Here is a 17,236-nt window from a genome sequence, read left to right on the forward strand (position 1 = left end):
CTCATGAGCGCTGCGACCACGGAGACGAAGGGCCTGCGCGAGGGTGCTTTCGGCAACGCCTCGGCGCTGTCGTGCCGGGAGTGCGGCAACCAGATCGACCTCGGTCCGCACTACGCCTGTCCGGAGTGTTTCGGGCCACTGGAGGTGGCCTATGACTTCCCGGCCGTGACCCGCGAGGAGATCGAGGCCGGACCCCGCAACATCTGGCGCTACAAGGCGCTGCTGCCGGTGCCCGACGACATCGAGCAGAGCCCCAACACCGAGCCCGGCTTCACCCGGCTGCTGGACGCGAAGAACCTCGCGCGTGAGCTCGGCGTCGAGAAGATCTGGGTGAAGGACGACTCGACCAACCCGACCAACTCGTTCAAGGACCGCGTGGTCGCCTGCGCGCTGAGCGCCGCCCGCGAGCTCGACGCCAAGGTCTTCGCCTGCCCCTCGACCGGCAACCTGGCCAACGCCGTTGCTGCTGCCGGTGCCCGCGCCGGGATCCCGACCGCGGTCTTCATCCCCAGCAACCTCGAGCAGCCCAAGCAGGTCAACTCGGCCGTCTTCACCGACAACCTGATCGCCGTCGACGGCAACTACGACGACGTCAACAAGCTCGCCCAGGAGATCGCCGCGGAGGAGGACGGCTGGGCGTTCGTGAACGTCAACGTACGTCCCTTCTACGCCGAGGGCTCCAAGACCCTCGGCTTCGAGATCGCCGAGCAGCTCGGCTGGCGCCTGCCCGACCAGATCGTCATCCCGGTGGCCTCCGGATCCCAGCTGACCAAGGTCGACAAGGCCTTCAAGGAGCTGATCAAGCTCGGTCTGGTCGAGGAGAAGCCCTACCGGATCTTCGGTGCCCAGGCGACCGGCTGCAACCCGGTCGCGACCGCCTTCAAGGCCGGCGTCGACGCGATCCGCCCGGTCAAGCCCGACACCATCGCCAAGTCGCTGGCCATCGGCAACCCGGCCGACGGCATCTACGTCCTCGACGCCACCCGCTCCTCCGGCGGCGCGGTCGAGGAGGTCACCGACGACGAGATCCGCGCGGCGATCGTGCTCCTGGCCCGCACCGAGGGCATCTTCACCGAGACCGCCGGTGGCACCACACTCGCGGTCACCAAGAAGCTCGTCGAGACCGGCGCGCTCGACCCGAGCCTGGAGACGGTGATCATCAACACCGGCCACGGCCTCAAGACCCTCGACGCGGTCAGCGGCATCGTCGGCCCCCGCGCCACCATCGCCCCGAACTACGACGCCTTCGAGGAAGCCGGGCTCTCCCAGGCGTAGGTTGGCTTCGCGTTCACACTCGTGCGCTACAGATAAGGGATGTGAGCAGCGCGAAGACGAGTGAAGAGGCCAGGTGGCTCGGTATGGTCGCCGCCACCGCCGGAGTCGCCGGCGCGATCGGCGTGGTCGGGGCGGCGGCCGGTGCCGGGTTCGTGACGTTGCTGAAGAGACAGGCGGCGCACGCGCGCGACGTGATCGGCAAGCCTCTCGGCGAGGAGGCGATCGACGCCGACAAGGTCTACAAGAAGACCTACGGAGGTACGCCGGTCGAGCTCCTGATCCTCGGCGACTCGATCGCCGCCGGGCTGGGCGCGGAGACCAGGGGCGGCACCCTCGGCGCCCGGCTGGCCAAGGGCACGGCCAAGGCGCTGCAGCGGCCGGTGCGGCTGCGTACGGCCGCGGTGGTCGGGGCCGAGACCTCGATGGTCCCGGCCCAGCTCGAGTCGCTGCCGGAGCGCTACCGGCCCGACGTCGCGGTGGTCATCGTGGGCGGGAACGACGTCACGCACCGGGTGCCGCAGAAGGACTCCACCCGCGTGCTCGGTGAGGTCATCGACGCGTTGCGCGAGCGCGGCGCCGAGGTGGTCGTCGGAACCTGCCCGGACGTCGGTGCGGTGCGGCCGCTGCCGCAGCCGCTGCGCTCGCTTGGCCGCAGGATCGCCAAGCAGCTGGCCGACGGCCAGCGTGAGACCGCGCTGGCTCGGGGTGCCCACGTCGTCTCGCTCTCCGACGTCGTCGGCCCGTTCTTCATCACGAACCCCGACGAGATGTTCGCCATCGACCACTTCCACCCCAGCGCGATGGGCTACAAGCGCACCGCCAAGGCGATGCTGCCCTCCGTCCTGGCCGCCCTCGGCCAGCTCGAGCGGGTCCCGTTCGGCCACCACCTCCCCGAGCTCCCGCCCGAGGCGGAAGAGCCGCCTGCCCCGGACGACCCGGACCGGCAGCCCTGACCCGGCGCGTCAGTCCCGAAAAATCGCGCCGAGTCGGCGCAACTGTCCCAAGCAGCTGGGACAGTTGCGCCGACTCGGCGTGTGGTGGCGGGACAGTTGCGCCGACTCGGCGTGTGGTGGCGGGACAGTTGCGCCAGCTCGGGCTACTCGGGGTCGGCCTCGTCGGCACGCTTGCCGCCGGTGCTGAGCAGGTCGGCGGTGAGGCCGGTGGCGGCGCGGTAGTCGACGGTCCCCGCCGGCGTACGCGGCACCGACTCGACCAGCAGGACGAGCTTGGGCTCGTGAGAGTCCCCGAGCACCGATCGGGCGTGCTTGCGCAGGTCGGCGGCGGCGATCTCGGAGCCCGGGGTCAGCTGCACCAGCGCCGCGACCTGCTGGCCCCAGCGCGGGTGGGGCATGCCGAAGACGGCGGCGTCGACGACGTCGTCGTGGGCGAGGAGCACGCCCTCGATCGTCTCCGGGTGGATCTCGAGATCACCGGTCCGCACCAAAGTCGCGGCCCGGCCGAGCAGGGTGATCGAGCCGTCCTCCTCGCGACGGGCGAGGTCGCCGGGGAAGGTCCAGCGCCGGTTGTCGATCAGCTTGATCGCGGTGGCGGAGCGGGCGTTGTCCTTGTAGTAGCCGAGCGCGGCCGGGCCGGAGCGGGCCAGCAGCCCCTCGACGCCGGGAGCCGCCGGGGTGAGGTCGGGGTTGAAGACCTCCACCTCCGGGCCCACCATGAACCGCGCCTCACCGGGCGCGAGCGGCGAGCCGTCGTCGGCGCGGGAGCCGGTGACGCCGGTCTCCAGGGTGCCGTAGGAGTCGACGATGACGCGGCGGGCGAACGCGTTGCGCAGGACGGCGAGGACGCCGTCGGAGAGCGGTGCCGCGGTGTTGGAGACGCCCGCCAGCGAGTGCAGCGGCCAGCGCTTCTTGCCGACGAGGCGGGCGGCGGCCACCGGACGCGCCTGGGCGTCACCGAGGAGGGTGATCGCGGTGGCACCAGACTTCTCGGCGAGGTCGAGGAACGCCTCGGCCGAGAACGACTCGGAGGTGTCGAGCACCGCGGTGCCACCGGCGACCAGCGCCCGCAGGAGCAGCAGCTGGCTCTGGCCGTGCAGCAGCGGTCCACCGGCGAGCAGGACGACGCCCGAGTCGCGGGCGGCCGCCTCCGCGGCGAGCCCCTCGACCGACGGGATCGGCGCGTTGCGGCGGACGGTGTTCAGCGCCGCCCAGATCAGGTCCTCCTGGCGCCAGACCGCACCCTTCGGGGTGCCGGTGGTGCCGGTGGTGAAGATGATGTGCCAGTCGCCGGGCGTACGCCCGACCGTCGGCCGCTCCTTGGACGCCGCGGCGACCTTGGCGTCGTAGTCCGGGCCGAGGACGACCCGGTGGTCCAGCTTCAGCTCGAGCTCGTCGAGGTCGTCGGTGAACTCGGGGGAGACGATGGCCGCGACGCAGTCGGTGGCGGCGTACGTCCTGGCGAGCTCGTCACGCCGGTAGGCGTGGTTGATGTTGACCGGGATCGTGCGGGCCTTGAGGCACCCGTAGAGGGCGTCGACCCATTCGATCCGGTTGGTCGCGTGGACGGCGACCTGGGCACCCGGCTCGAGGCCGACGCTCAGCAGGTGGTTGGCCAGGCGCGTGGCACGCTCGTCGATCTCGGCGTACGTGTAGGCGCGCTCGGTGGTGATGACTGCGGTGCGGTCGGGGATCGCATCGGCCATCGCTTCCAGGATGTCGGGCAGTGTGAGGGGGATCACGGCGGACACAGGGCGTATGTGCCTTCCAGTTGATAGAGGGCCGTACGGCACCGAACCGTACGTCGGATCAGCCGGTCGTCACGTACGCGCCTCGAGCAGCTCGGTAGCGACCGTAGCGCTCGCACGATAGTCCACCTTGCTCACGGGCGTGCGGGGGACTCGCTCCACGAGCAGGATGTCCTTGGGCACCTTGTAGGCCGAGATCAGGCTGCGGCAGTGCTCCCGGAGCGCGTCGATCGAGGTCGCGGCGCCCTCGCGGAGCTGCACGAGAGCGGTGACCTGCTGGCCCCAGCGCTCGTGCGGCGTGCCGACGACCGCGGTGTCGAAGACGTCCGGGTGACGCAGCAGGACCGCCTCGACCTCCTCGGGGAAGACCTTCTCGCCGCCGGTGTTGATGCAGCCCGAGCCGCGCCCCAGGACGGTGATCGAGCCGTCCTCCTCGCGCCGTGCGAAGTCGCCCGGGATCGACCAGCGCTGCCCGTCGACCTCCTTGAAGGTCGCCGCGGTCTTGACCGGGTCGTTGTAGTAGCCCAGCGGGATCGAGCCGGTGCGGGCGAGCATCCCGGTCTCGCCCGGCGCGCACGGCTTCAGCTCGGTGTCGAAGACCTGCACGTCCATCCCGACCTGGAACTTCGGCGCGGCCTGCGCGCCGTCCTTGCCCTCGTCGACCTGCATGCCGGTCGCCCCGGACTCCGAGGCGCCGTAGGAGTCGAGGATGTAGCGGCCCGGCAGCGCCTCCCGGAGCTGGGCGCGGACGCCTGCGGAGAGCGGTGCGGCGCCGTTCGAGACGGCGAACAGGCTGCTCAGGTCCCACCGCTCCGGCTCGCGCAGGATCGCCTCGGCGACCGGCCGGCCCATCGCGTCACCGAGGAAGGTGAGCGAGTTGACCCCGGCGGCCTGGACGAGGTCGAGGATCGTCTCGGCCGACCAGGCCGGCTCGGTGTAGAGCGAGACCGTGCAGCCGGCGACATGGCCGTTGCCCATGATCCACTGGCTGCCGCCGTGCATCATCGGGCCGCAGGCCAGCAGCACCATCGGCGTCTCCTGCGCGGCGGCCTCCTCGGCGAGCTGCTCGACGGTGTCGAAGGGCGCTCCAAACCGGCTCGCGTTCAGTGCGGCCCGGATGATGTCCTCCTGGCGCCACACGACGCCCTTCGGCATCCCGGTGGTGCCGCCGGTGTAGATGACGTAGCGGTCGTCGGGGCTGCGCTCGATGTCCGGGCGCTCCTTGGACGCGGCGGCGACCGCGGCGTCGTACTCCTCGCCCAGCACCAGCGTCGGGATCCCGAGCCCGAGCGCGGCGACCGCCTCGACGTGCTCGGGTCCGATGATCGCCATCACCGCGTCGGAGTTGCGGTAGAGGTGGTCGAGCTCGTCGTGGAGGTACTTGTGGTTGATGTTGATCGGCACGGCCCGCGCCTTCATGCACCCGTAGAAGGCGTCGACCCACTCGATCCGGTTGCGGGAGTGGACGGCGACGTGGTCGCCCGGCTCGATGCCCTGCGCGATGAGGTGGTTGGCCAGCCGGCTCGCGCGCTCGTCGATCTCGGCGAAGCTGTAGGCGTGTTCCATCGTGAACACGGCGGTGCGGTCGGGGACGGCGTCGGCCATCGCCTCGATGATGTCCGGAAGAGTGATCGGGGTCACAGCACCGAGTGTGGCAACTAGAACGTGTTCTCGTCTACCGGTCGGGATGCAAAACCTTGCAGGGCGTCCCGTCGTCGGGCGAGATCGGCCTGCTCCGGGCCGTGCGCGCAGAGCGCGATCGCCTCCTCGTAGGCCTCGATCGCGTCCCGGTCGCGCCCCGACCGCTCCAGCAGCTGCGCACGTACGGCAGGCAGCCGGTGCCCCGGCAGGGCGACCGAGTCCAGCTCCTTCAGTCCGGCCTCGGCGCCGGAGACCTCGGCCACCGCGACGGCCCGGTTGAGACGTACGACCGGGGTGTCGCGCAGCGTGAGCAGCTCGTCGTAGCGCTCGACGATGCGGTCCCACGCGGTCGCCTCGGAGCTGGGCGCGACCGCGTGCTCCGCGGCGATCAGCGCCTGGAGCAGATAGGGTGCCGGTGCTGCATGGGCGAGCGGGGTGAGGATCGCGAGCGCCTCGGCGATCTCCTCCAGGCGCCAGGCCGTCCGGTCCTGGTCGGGGAGCAGCACCAGGCCCCCGTCGGCCCCGAGCCGCGCGTCCCGGCGCGAGTGCTGCAGGAGCATCAGGGCGAGCAGAGCGTCGACCTCCGGGTCCGGCGCCGGGAGCACCGCCCGCAGCACGCGGACCAGCCGGATCGCCTCGCCGGCCAGGTCGCTGCGTACGACGTCGGGGCCGGTGCCGGGCGCATAGCCCGCCGTGAACGCGAGATAGGCGACCTCGGCGACGATGCCGACCCGTTCCCGCAGGTCGGCGAGGTCCGTGGGCACCTCGAAGGAGGCGCCCGCGAGCCGCTTGCGCGCCCGGGTCAGCCGCGCCGCCATGGTCGCCTTCGACTGGAGGAACAGCCGCCCGATGTCCTCGGTGGAGACGCCGAGGACCAGCCGGAGGGTCAGTGCCGCGGCCGCCTCACGGGACAGCGTCGGGTGGGCGCAGAGCAGCACCAGCCGCAGCCGCTCGTCGGTGACCGCTTCGCCACCGGCCTCGGCCGGCACCGTGGCCATCACCTGCTGGGCCTCCTGGGTGAGCCCGGCGTCGACCACGAGCAACGGCATCTTGCGAGCCAGCACCTCCTCCGAGCGCATCCGGTCGACGATCCGCCGGCGAGCGGTCGTGAGCAGCCAGGCGGGGCCGTTGTCCGGCTCGCCGTCGGCCGGCCAGCGCGCGGCGGCGGCTTCGAAGGCGTCGGCGAGGCCTTCCTCGGCCAGGTCGAGACGGCGGAACTGCGCGACGAGCAGGGCCAGCAGGCGGCCCCACTCGTCGCGCAGCAGCGTCTCCAGCATCGCGTGGCTAGTCCGTCGCCCGGATCTCGATCGCCGACTCGACCGTGGCGAGCAGCCGGCAGCACTCGGCCAGGTCGTCGCGGTCCTCGGACTCCACGACGTAGAGCCCGGCCAGGTGCTCGGCCGTCTCGGTGTAGGGCCCGTCGGTGATCCCGGAGGACCGTACGGTCACGGCCGTCGACGGAACGGCGAGCGCGGCGCCGTAGCCCTTCAGAACGGTGTGGCCGCGCTCGGCGAGCAGCGCCGCGAACTTCTCGTGCACGGCGAACAGCGCATCCTTCTCCGCCTCCGTCTTGGCCTGCCACTCGGCCTCGACGTTGGGGATGAGCAGGTAGTAGCGGGTCATCGGATCTGCACTCCCTGGGTGGGCCGGATCTCGACGGCGAAGTACTTCGGCAGCAGCTTCGCCAGGGCCACGGCGTCGTCGATCGCGGGCACGTCGATCACGTAGTAGCCGCCCAGCTGCTCGACCGACTCCGCGAACGGGCCTTCGGTCACGGCGCCGTCCTCGTGGACGGTCCGCGCCGTGGTGGCGGGCTGGAGGGCGTCGCCGTCGATCAGCTCGCCGCGCTCGGCGACCGCCTTCGCGAACGCACCGAAGTCGGCGTACGCGGCCTGCTTCTGCTTCTCGGGGAGGGCGTCCCAGCGGGCGTGGTGGTCGGGGCCGCCGAGAAGGAGGAGATACCTCATCACATCTCCCCGTGCTCGACGATCTCGCGGACCTCGAGCGCCGTCTCGAGCTCGGCGAGCACCTTGCAGCACTCGAGCATGTCGGCGACGTCGTCGGTCTCGATCGTGTAGAAGCCGGTCACGTGCTCGACGGTCTCGGCGTACGGGCCGTCGGTGATCACCACCTCGCCGCCCTGCTTACGCAGCGTCTTGGCCTTGCTGGAGTGGTGGAGCTCGGCGCCGCCGGTGACCTTGTGGCCGCGCTCGGCGAGCAGCTTGGCGAACTTGCCGTGCACCTCGTACCCGGCGGCCTTCTCCTCCGGCGTCGACTCGGCCCAGAAGGCCTCGTTCGTCGGCAGCAGCACCATGTATCTGGTCATCGTGGGTTCCCCTTCTCGTCTCGGTGTGAGTCTGTCACCGGGGATGACGGGTGGGACAAGGCCAAATCGACACCGAGAAGGACGGAAGATGTATGGCATCCGTTCAACTGACCCCGGAAGGCTCCGCGTGTGAGCGAGCGTCAGCGAGTGAACCATCCAAGCCTCACGCGACCGCGTCCGTATGATGGCGCTTGCGCTACGGACGTGGTCGCGTGAACGATCCCCTGCTGCGAGGCGATCTCGCGCCTGAGCCCCGGACTCTCGTCGACATCTTCCGGGCCACCGCTGCCCAGGTGCCCGAGGAGCCGGCCGTCGAGGCGGGCAACGGCCTGCTGACGTACGCAGAGCTCGAGGAGGCCGCCGACGGGCTGGCCGCCGAGCTGAACGCTGCCGGGATCGGGCCCGGGGACAAGGTCGGGCTGCGGATCGCGAGCGGCACCACCGACCTGTACGTCGCGATCCTCGGCATCCTCTGCGCGGGAGCCGCCTACGTGCCGGTCGACGCCGACGACCCCGAGGAGCGGGCGCGGCTGGTCTTCGGGGAGGCGCAGGTCGCGGCGGTCGTGACGAACGACCTGCGGGTCACCACGGCGGCCGGGCCCCGCGAGGCACGCGAGCCGGAGGAGCCGTCGACCGGCGACGACGCCTGGGTGATCTTCACCTCCGGGTCGACCGGTACGCCGAAGGGGGTCGCGGTCACCCACCGCAACGCCGCCGCGTTCGTCGACGCCGAATCGCGCCTCTTCCTCCGGGACGCCCCGATCGGGGTCGGCGACCGGGTGATGGCCGGCCTCTCGGTCGCCTTCGACGCGAGCTGCGAGGAGATCTGGCTGGCCTGGCGCTACGGCGCCTGCCTGGTCCCGGCGCCGCGGGCGCTGGTGCGCTCCGGGGTCGATGTCGGCCCGTGGCTGGTCGCCAACCAGATCACGATCGTCTCGACGGTGCCGACGCTCGTCGCGCTGTGGCCGCCGTCCTCGCTCGACCGGGTCCGGCTGCTGATCACCGGCGGCGAGGCGATCCCGCCCGAGCTCGCCGCCCGCCTGGTCACGCCCGACCGGGAGGTGTGGAACACCTACGGTCCGACCGAGGCCACGGTGGTCGCCTGTGGCGCCCGCCTGAGCGCGGAGGGGCCGGTGCGGATCGGTCTCCCGCTCGACGGCTGGGACCTCGCCGTCGTCGACCCGGCGACGGGCATCCCGGTCCCCGAGGGCGAGACCGGCGAGCTGATCATCGGCGGCGTCGGCCTGGCGCGCTACCTGGACGCGGCCAAGGACGCCGAGAAGTACGCACCGATGCCGACCCTCGGCTGGGAGCGCGCCTACCGATCGGGCGACCTGGTCGTCAACGACCCTGCCGGGCTGCTCTTCGGCGGCCGCGCCGACGACCAGATCAAGCTCGGTGGCCGGCGGATCGAGCTCGGCGAGATCGACAGCGCCCTGCTGCAGCTCGACGGTGTCGTCGGGGCTGCGGCCGCGGTGCGGAAGAGTACGGCCGGCAACAGCCTGCTCGTCGGCTACGTCACGGTCGACGAGACCTTCGACCAGGCCGCCTCCGTCGCGAGGCTGCGGGCCGACATGCCGGCGGCCCTGGTGCCGCGGCTGGCCGTGGTCGACAGCCTCCCGACGCGTACCAGCGGGAAGGTCGATCGCGACGCGCTGCCGTGGCCGCTGGCGTCCACGGCGGGCGCGGGGGAGGGGCTGAGCGACACCGAGGCCTGGCTGGCCGGGCTGTGGAACGACGTGCTCGGCGCCGAGGTCTCCGGGCCGAAGGCGGACTTCTTCGACCTCGGCGGCGGCAGCCTGACCGCGGCCCAGATCGTCAGCCTGATCCGGGAGCGCTTCCCGGAGGTCGCGCTCGGTGACGTCTACGACCGGCCGAGCCTGGGTGCGCTGGCCGCCTATGTCGACGAGCTGGACAGCTCGGCGGCGGTCTCCGAGCGCGAGGTGCCGGCGGTACGTCTCGAGACCCAGGTCGCGCAGGTGGTCGCCACGATCCTGCTGCGCTGCCTGGCCGCGCCTCGCTGGCTGACCTGGATCGCGCTCGGGACGACGCTCGCGCAGCCGTGGGCGCCCTGGCTGCCCTCGCTCAGCTGGTGGGTCCTCGTCCCGGCCGCCCTCGCCTTCCTGACCCCGCCCGGACGGATGCTGCTCGCCGCGGGTGCGGCGCGGCTGATCCTGCGCGGCGTACGTCCCGGGCAGCACCCGCGCGGCGGCAAGGTCCATCTGCGGCTCTGGCTGGCCACGCACGCCGTCGACGAGCTCGGGGCGCACGGACTGGCCGGGGCGCCGTGGATGCTCTGGTACGCCCGGCTGCTCGGCGTGCGGATGGGCAAGAACGTCGACCTGCACAGCCTGCCGCCGGTCACCGGCATGCTCACGCTCGGCAAGGGCTGCTCGATCGAGCAGGAGGTCGACCTCTCCGGTCACTGGATCGAGGGCGACGTGCTCCATCTCGGCGAGGTCTCGGTGGGCGATCGCGCCCGGGTGGGGGCGCGGTCGACACTGCTGCCCGGCACCCGGGTCGGCGACGACGCCGAGGTCGGACCCGGGTCCGCGGTCTTCGGCACGGTGCCGGTGGGCGAGTTCTGGTCGGGTTCGCCGGCCGTCCGCGCCGCCCGCGAGGCGCGTGGGCCCTGGCAGCCGCCGCAGGCACGGGCCCGAGTCTGGATGCTCCTCTACGGCATCGCCGCGGCCGTGCTCGCCCTGCTCCCCGCGGTCGCCGTCGGCGTCGGCGTCCTCGTCGGCGTCGCCCTGGCCGGGGTGCCCGGCTCCTACGCCGACATCGGACCGCTGCTCGCCTGGAGCCCGGTCGCGGTGGTGGCCGGCTTCCTCACCCTGGCCACCCTGATCTGGGCGGTGGTGCGGCTCGCCGGCCTGGCGATCCGCCCCGGCGTACATCCCGTACGCAGCCTGGCCGGTGTCGCGGTCTGGTCGACCATGCAGGTGCTCGACGAGGCGCGCACCTGGCTCTTCCCGCTCTACTCCTCGACACTGACGCCGCTGTGGCTGCGGGCGCTCGGCGCCAGGATCGGCAAGCACGTCGAGGCGTCGACGGTGCTGATGATCCCCGGGCTGACCCAGGTCAACGACCAGAGCTTCCTCGCCGACGACACCCTGATCGGCGGCTACGAGCTCGGCGGCGGCTGGCTGCGGGTCGAGCGGGTGAAGATCGGCAAGCGCGCCTTCGTCGGCAACTCGGGCATGGCCGCGCCCGGCCGCAAGGTCCCGAAGGCCTCCCTGGTCGCCGTGCTCAGCGCGGCTCCCCGTCGCAAGCGGGCGCAGAAGGGCGAGAGCTGGCTCGGCTCACCGCCCGCGCCGCTGCGCCGCGCGGCCGGCGAGGCCGACTCGGGACGTACCTATGACCCGCCGGCACGCCTCAAGGTCGCCCGGGCGCTCGTCGAGCTGGCCCGGCTGGTGCCGCAGACGCTCGCGGCGCTGCTCTACGCCGGGGTGGCCTACGCACTGATCGTGATCTGGGAGGCGACCGGCCTGCTCGTCGCGGCCCTGGTCACCGGACCGGTGCTCGCGGCCGCCGGAGCGGTCGCGGCCGGCATCACCGTGGTGGCGAAGTGGCTGCTCGTGGGCAGGATCCGGGCGGGCTCGCACCCGCTGTGGAGCTGGTTCGTGTGGGCGAACGAGCTGGCCGACACCTTCGTCGAGGTGCTCGCCGCGCCCTGGTTCACCGGTGCCGTGTCGGGCACCCCGGTGCTCAACCTGTGGTTCCGTGCGCTCGGGGCGCGGATCGGCCGCGGTGTGTGGATCGAGACCCACTGGCTCCCCGAGACCGACCTGGTCGAGCTCGGCGACGGCGCCACCGTCAACGCCGGCACCGTCGTGCAGACCCATCTCTTCCACGACCGTGTGCTGGCCCTCGACACGGTCACGCTCAGGAGAGGCGCCACGCTCGGCCCCAACTCGGTGATCCTGCCCGCCGCCGCCATCGGCCGGCACGCGGTCGTCGGCCCGGTCTCGCTGGTGATGCGCGGGGAGAGCCTCCCGGACAAGACGCTGTGGATCGGCAACCCGATCGGTCCCTGGGACCAGGCCGGCTGAGCGGGTGCCCCTACGATGACCGCCGTGCCGAAGCTCCCCACCGCCGACCCTTACCTCCCGGGACACGGGGACCCGTCGTGGAGCGCGACCCACTACGACCTCGACCTCACCTACGACCTGGTCGGCAACCGGCTCACGGGCACAGCCACGATCCGTGCGGTCGCGGTCGACGACATCAACCGCGTCGTCCTCGACCTCGCCTACCTGCGCGTGCAGAAGGTGGCGATCGACGGCCGTCCGCCGGCCAAGTGGAGCCACCGCGACCACCGTCTGGTCCTGAACCTCCGCTCGCGGATCGCGGCGGGCGAGGAGTTCGTGATCACGGTCAGGTACTCCGGCAAGCCCCGCCCGGTGGTGCTGCCGCACCACGGCGACGCCGGCTGGGAGGAGCTCGACGACGGTGTCATCGTCGCCGGTCAGCCGCATGGTGCGCCCACCTGGTTCCCGTGCAACGACCGGCCCTCCGACAAGGCCCGCTACGCGATCAGCGTGACCACGGCGCCCGGCTATGCGGTGGTCTCCAACGGCGAGCTGACCTCCCGCGTACGCCGCGGCAGCGGGGAGACCTGGCGCTACTGGGAGGCCGAGCCGATGGCGACCTATCTCGCCACGGTGCAGATCGGGAGCTACCGGGTCATCGACATCGCGCCCACCGAAGGGCCGGGCGGCCGGGTGCCGATCCGGGCTGCGTACCCGGTCGACGCCAGCGCCGGGTTCGAGGCCTCCTTCGGGCGGCAGCGGGAGATGATGGCCTACTTCACCTCCGTCTTCGGGCCCTACCCGTTCGCCTCCTACTCCGTCGTGGTCACCGACGACGAGCTCGAGATCCCCCTCGAGTCGCAGTCGCTGTCGACCTTCGGGCGCAACCACCTCACCGGCGAGTGGTCGGAGGTACGCCTCGTGGCCCACGAGCTCGCCCACCAGTGGTTCGGCAACGCGGTGACCCTGCGCGAGTGGCGCGACATCTGGCTGCACGAGGGCTTCGCCTGCTACAGCGAGTGGCTGTGGTCGGACACCTCCGGAGGCCGCGCCTGCGGCGAGCACGCACGCCACCACCACCGTCGGCTCGCCGCGCTGCCGCAGGACCTGGTCCTCGCCGACCCCGGTTCCGCGGACATGTTCGACGACCGGGTCTACAAGCGTGGAGCGCTCACCCTGCACGCGCTGCGCCGCACGGTCGGGGACGACTCCTTCTTCCGGATCCTGCGCACCTGGGTCGCCCGACACGGCGGCGGCTCGGTCACCACCGCCGACTTCGAGGCGCTCGCGGCCGAGGTCTGCGGCCGCGACCTCACCCCGCTCTTCGACGCCTGGCTGCGGCGGTCCGCGCTGCCGGACCTGCCCGCCTGAAGACAGCCACGCCGCTGGTCGAGCCGTTTCCCCGCTGGTCGAGCCGGATTCGTGAGGAACGAACGAATCCGTGTCGAGACCAACACGGTCTCCCCCGGCACACGACAGGACTGTGTTGGTCTCGACACGCTCGGCCGCAGGCGGCCTCACGGCTCGACCAGCGGGCGCTGACCCCGACTATCCTCGGCGACGTGCCTGAGCTGACCTTCCGTGACGCCACCTTTTCCGACGTGGATGCCCTGGTCGGGCTGATCGAGTCGGCCTACCGCGGTGATGCCTCCCGCGCCGGCTGGACCACCGAGGCCGACCTGCTCGCCGGCCAGCGCACCGACCCGGAGGGCGTACGCGAGGTCATCACCGCGCCGGGCTCCCGGCTCCTGGTCGCCGAACCGGCCGCCGCGCGGTCGGGGGAGATCGTGGCCTGCTGCCAGCTGCAGAAGCGCGAGGCGTACGTCTATTTCGGCATGTTCTCCGTCGCGCCGGGCCTGCAGGGGGCCGGTGTCGGCAAGGCCGTGATGGCCGAGGCCGAGCGGATCGCGATCGAGTGGGGCGCCGAGGAGATCCGGATGACGGTGATCCGACAGCGCGAGGACCTGATCGCGTTCTACGAGCGGCGGGGGTTCCGGCGTACGGGGCGCTTCGAGCCGTTCCCCTACGGCGACGAGCGCTTCGGCGTGCCGCTGCGCGACGACCTCGAGTTCGCGGAGCTCGCGAAGTCTCTCTGACCGTCGCCGCCCCGATCTTCTTGCACTCGCAGGGGTCGAGTGCTAAACATGAGGCTGGCACTCTTACCATGAGAGTGACAACAACCGGACCGGTGACGTTGAGGCGTCGCGAGCGGCAGGGAAGGGTTCTGCCGGGAGTGGCGTCGTCCGTCGCGGGCAACCCATCGGACCGGATCCAACGAACTTCCCAAGTGAAGGATCGCAGGAGCAATGCCGAAGCTCATCGCTTTCAACGAGGAGGCCCGTCGGGGTCTGGAGAAGGGTCTCAACACCCTCGCCGACGCCGTCAAGGTCACCCTCGGTCCCAAGGGCCGCAACGTCGTGCTCGAGAAGAAGTGGGGCGCCCCCACGATCACCAACGATGGTGTGTCCATCGCCAAGGAGATCGAGCTCGAGGACCCCTACGAGAAGATCGGTGCCGAGCTGGTCAAGGAGGTCGCGAAGAAGACCGACGACGTCGCCGGTGACGGCACGACGACCGCGACCGTTCTCGCCCAGGCGCTGGTCCGCGAGGGCCTGCGCAACGTCGCCGCGGGTGCCAACCCGGCCGGCCTGAAGCGTGGCATCGAGGCGGCCGTCGACGCCGTCTCCGAGCAGCTGCTCGCCCAGGCCAAGGACATCGAGACCAAGGAGCAGATCGCTGCTACCGCCTCGATCTCGGCTGCTGACACCACCGTCGGCGAGATCATCGCCGAGGCGATGGACAAGGTCGGCAAGGAAGGCGTCATCACCGTCGAGGAGTCGAACACCTTCGGGCTCGACCTCGAGCTGACCGAGGGTATGCGCTTCGACAAGGGCTACATCTCGGCCTACTTCGTGACCGACCCGGAGCGTATGGAGACCGTCCTCGACGACCCGTACATCCTGATCGTCAACTCGAAGATCTCCAGCGTCAAGGACCTGATCCCGGTCCTGGAGAAGGTCATGCAGACCGGCAAGCCGCTGGTCATCCTGGCCGAGGACGTCGACGGCGAGGCTCTCTCGACGCTGGTCGTCAACAAGATCAAGGGCACCTTCAAGTCCGTCGCCGTCAAGGCCCCGGGCTTCGGTGACCGCCGCAAGGCCATGCTGCAGGACATCGCCATCCTCACCGGTGGCCAGGTCATCTCCGAGGAGGTCGGCCTCTCCCTGGAGACCGCCGGCATCGAGCTGCTCGGCCAGGCCCGCAAGGTCGTCATCACCAAGGACGAGACCACCATCGTCGAGGGTTCGGGCGACCAGGGTCAGATCGAGGGCCGGGTCAACCAGATCCGCGCCGAGATCGAGAAGTCGGACTCCGACTACGACCGCGAGAAGCTGCAGGAGCGCCTCGCCAAGCTGGCCGGCGGCGTGGCCGTCATCAAGGTCGGCGCGGCCACCGAGGTCGAGCTCAAGGAGCGCAAGCACCGCATCGAGGACGCCGTCCGCAACGCGAAGGCTGCTGTCGAGGAGGGCATCCTCCCCGGTGGTGGTGTCGCGCTGATCCAGGCCGCGACCACCGCGTTCGAGAAGCTCGAGCTCGAGGGCGACGAGGCCACCGGTGCCTCGATCGTCAAGGCCGCCATCTCGGCGCCGCTGAAGCAGATCGCCATCAACGCCGGCCTCGAGGGCGGCGTCGTGGCGGAGAAGGTCGCCGGTCTTCCGGTCGGCCAGGGCCTCAACGCGGCCACGGGCGAGTACGTCGACCTGCTCCAGGCCGGCATCATCGACCCCGCCAAGGTGACCCGCTCCGCGCTGCAGAACGCCGCGTCGATCGCCGCGCTGTTCCTCACCACCGAGGCCGTCGTGGCCGACAAGCCGGAGAAGGCCGCCGCTGGCGACCCGACCGGTGGCATGGGTGACATGGGCGGCATGGGCTTCTGAGCCTCTTCCGCTAGAGCACACGTAGGTGCCCCCGCCGACCGGCGGGGGCACCTGTTCGTTTTCCCGAGGGCCGTGGAGGTCAGGGCTACCCTCGACGACATGGGCCTGAAGGCGGCGTCGGCGCTGGCGATCTCGGCTGTGCTCCTCGCCGGCTGTGGCGGAGAGCCGGCCGCTACGCCGCCGTCGCGGACAGCGGCGCCGTCGGTGTCAGCGCCGGCTTCGTCGGCCGCACCCTCCCCGAGCCCGTCGGAGACGCTGCCGCCGGTGACCGACAGGGTCTCGCTGCCGCAGCTGATGCGCGAGGAGTTCCCGGGCGGCGAGGTGACGGTGCTGCGGGAGTCGGGCAGCACGGACGCCTACCGGCGCTTCGAGGTCAGCTACCCGAGCGGGCCGCTGACGATCACCGGGGTGCTCCTCCGGCCGCGCGGCGAGGGGCGGTTCCCCGGCGTGGTCCTCGCCCACGGCCACATCGACACCGACATCTACGTCACCGGGCAGGGCCTGAGGCGCGAGCAGGACCGGCTGGCCCGGGAGGGCTACGTCGTCCTGCACACCGACTACCGCGGCCACGCCGGATCCTCGCCCATCCCCGAAGGGACCGAGGAGGACGAGAGCCGCCTCGGCTACACCCGCGACACCATCAACGCCGTCCAGGCGATGAAGAGGCTTCCGTACGTCGACCCCGACCGCACCGCGCTGCTCGGCCGCTCCATGGGCGGGGCCGTGGTGATGAACGCGCTCGTCGCCCAGCCCGGCCTGGTGCGTGCTGGGGTGACGTACGCGTCGGTGTCCTCGGACATCGTCGACAACATCAACCGGTGGGCGGTGCCGTCGCGGCCCGAGGAGGTGGCCCGGCTCTACCGGCAGCACGGGGACCCGGAGCGCGAGCCGGAGTTCTGGGCGGGTCTTTCGGCCCGGACGTACTTCGACCGCATCGAGGTCCCGGTCCAGATGCATCACGGGACCGACGACGAGTCCTGCCCGATCCGGTGGGCCTACACCACGAGGGACCTGATGGAGAGCGCTGGCGTACGTCAGCGGCTGTGGGTCTACGAAGGCGAGCAGCATGCCTTCGGGCCGCAGTGGGACCTCTCGATCAGGCGGGTGATCGGGTTCCTCGATCGTCATCTGGGATGACCTGACCAGACGGAGCAGAGGGGTCCAGCGGTCCCATCCTTTTGGGGACTTTCGACACTGTCTCGACAACAGCTCGGTAACGCAACATGGGTGCTCCACACAGTGGCCGACTGCGGGGAAGCGTCTGGATCTGGGGGGCTTTGAAGCCCAAGGAAGTGTCCGGGTGAAGTTCTGCAGCGGCGGGCGG

Annotated in this window: 13 protein-coding genes; 7 read left to right on the forward strand and 6 right to left on the reverse strand. The window is 71.3% G+C overall.

Annotation, left to right across the window (positions count from 1 at the left end):
- The first annotated feature begins 3 nt into the window (after nt 1–3).
- Nucleotides 4–1,275 (forward strand): threonine synthase, encoded by a 1,272-nt coding sequence (thrC, locus tag HD557_RS02980; RefSeq protein ID WP_008360838.1) that lies wholly within the window; start codon nt 4–6, stop codon nt 1,273–1,275.
- 83 nt (nt 1,276–1,358) lie between these two features.
- On the forward strand, nt 1,359–2,228 hold the full coding sequence (locus tag HD557_RS02985; RefSeq protein ID WP_050800892.1) for an SGNH/GDSL hydrolase family protein: 870 nt from the start codon (nt 1,359–1,361) through the stop codon (nt 2,226–2,228).
- Nucleotides 2,229–2,371: 143 nt separating this feature from the next.
- Here the strand turns inward: HD557_RS02985 and HD557_RS02990 are convergent, their stop codons facing one another.
- From HD557_RS02990 to HD557_RS03015, 6 genes are all read right to left on the reverse strand, one after another.
- Entirely contained in the window at nt 2,372–3,970 is a 1,599-nt protein-coding gene (locus tag HD557_RS02990; RefSeq protein WP_196872769.1) for an AMP-binding protein, read from the reverse strand.
- Nucleotides 3,971–4,048: 78 nt separating this feature from the next.
- Complete coding sequence (locus tag HD557_RS02995; RefSeq protein WP_196872770.1) at nt 4,049–5,617, reverse strand: AMP-binding protein; 1,569 nt, start codon at nt 5,615–5,617, stop codon at nt 4,049–4,051.
- Between the two features lie 17 nt (nt 5,618–5,634).
- Nucleotides 5,635–6,894 (reverse strand): RNA polymerase sigma factor, encoded by a 1,260-nt coding sequence (locus tag HD557_RS03000; protein ID WP_196872771.1) that lies wholly within the window; start codon nt 6,892–6,894, stop codon nt 5,635–5,637.
- Between the two features lie 7 nt (nt 6,895–6,901).
- On the reverse strand, nt 6,902–7,240 hold the full coding sequence (locus tag HD557_RS03005; RefSeq protein WP_008360842.1) for a YciI family protein: 339 nt from the start codon (nt 7,238–7,240) through the stop codon (nt 6,902–6,904).
- Complete coding sequence (locus HD557_RS03010) at nt 7,237–7,584, reverse strand: YciI family protein (protein WP_196872772.1); 348 nt, start codon at nt 7,582–7,584, stop codon at nt 7,237–7,239. The genes HD557_RS03005 and HD557_RS03010 overlap by 4 nt, the downstream gene beginning before the upstream one ends.
- Entirely contained in the window at nt 7,584–7,943 is a 360-nt protein-coding gene (locus HD557_RS03015; protein WP_196872773.1) for a YciI family protein, read from the reverse strand. Before HD557_RS03015 ends, HD557_RS03010 begins: the two co-directional genes overlap by 1 nt.
- A 212-nt stretch (nt 7,944–8,155) precedes the next feature.
- Here HD557_RS03015 and HD557_RS03020 point away from each other — a divergent pair, with 212 nt between their 5' ends.
- The 5 genes from HD557_RS03020 to HD557_RS03040 all read left to right on the forward strand — a co-directional run bounded on the left by HD557_RS03020 (nt 8,156) and on the right by HD557_RS03040 (nt 17,049).
- Entirely contained in the window at nt 8,156–11,995 is a 3,840-nt protein-coding gene (locus HD557_RS03020) for a Pls/PosA family non-ribosomal peptide synthetase (RefSeq protein WP_196872774.1), read from the forward strand.
- A gap of 15 nt (nt 11,996–12,010) precedes the next feature.
- Nucleotides 12,011–13,345: a M1 family metallopeptidase gene (locus HD557_RS03025; RefSeq protein WP_196872775.1), complete on the forward strand. Its 1,335-nt coding sequence runs from the start codon at nt 12,011–12,013 to the stop codon at nt 13,343–13,345.
- Nucleotides 13,346–13,536: 191 nt separating this feature from the next.
- Nucleotides 13,537–14,070, forward strand: a complete 534-nt coding sequence (locus HD557_RS03030; RefSeq protein ID WP_196872776.1) for a GNAT family N-acetyltransferase — start codon at nt 13,537–13,539, stop codon at nt 14,068–14,070.
- Between the two features lie 210 nt (nt 14,071–14,280).
- Entirely contained in the window at nt 14,281–15,912 is a 1,632-nt protein-coding gene (gene groL / locus HD557_RS03035) for a chaperonin GroEL (RefSeq protein ID WP_196872777.1), read from the forward strand.
- A gap of 99 nt (nt 15,913–16,011) precedes the next feature.
- A complete protein-coding gene (locus HD557_RS03040) occupies nt 16,012–17,049 on the forward strand; it encodes an alpha/beta hydrolase family protein (RefSeq protein WP_231380156.1) in 1,038 nt (345 codons plus the stop codon).
- The last annotated feature ends 187 nt before the right edge of the window (nt 17,050–17,236 follow it).

The organism is Nocardioides luteus, from assembly GCF_015752315.1.
GTDB lineage: Bacteria > Actinomycetota > Actinomycetes > Propionibacteriales > Nocardioidaceae > Nocardioides.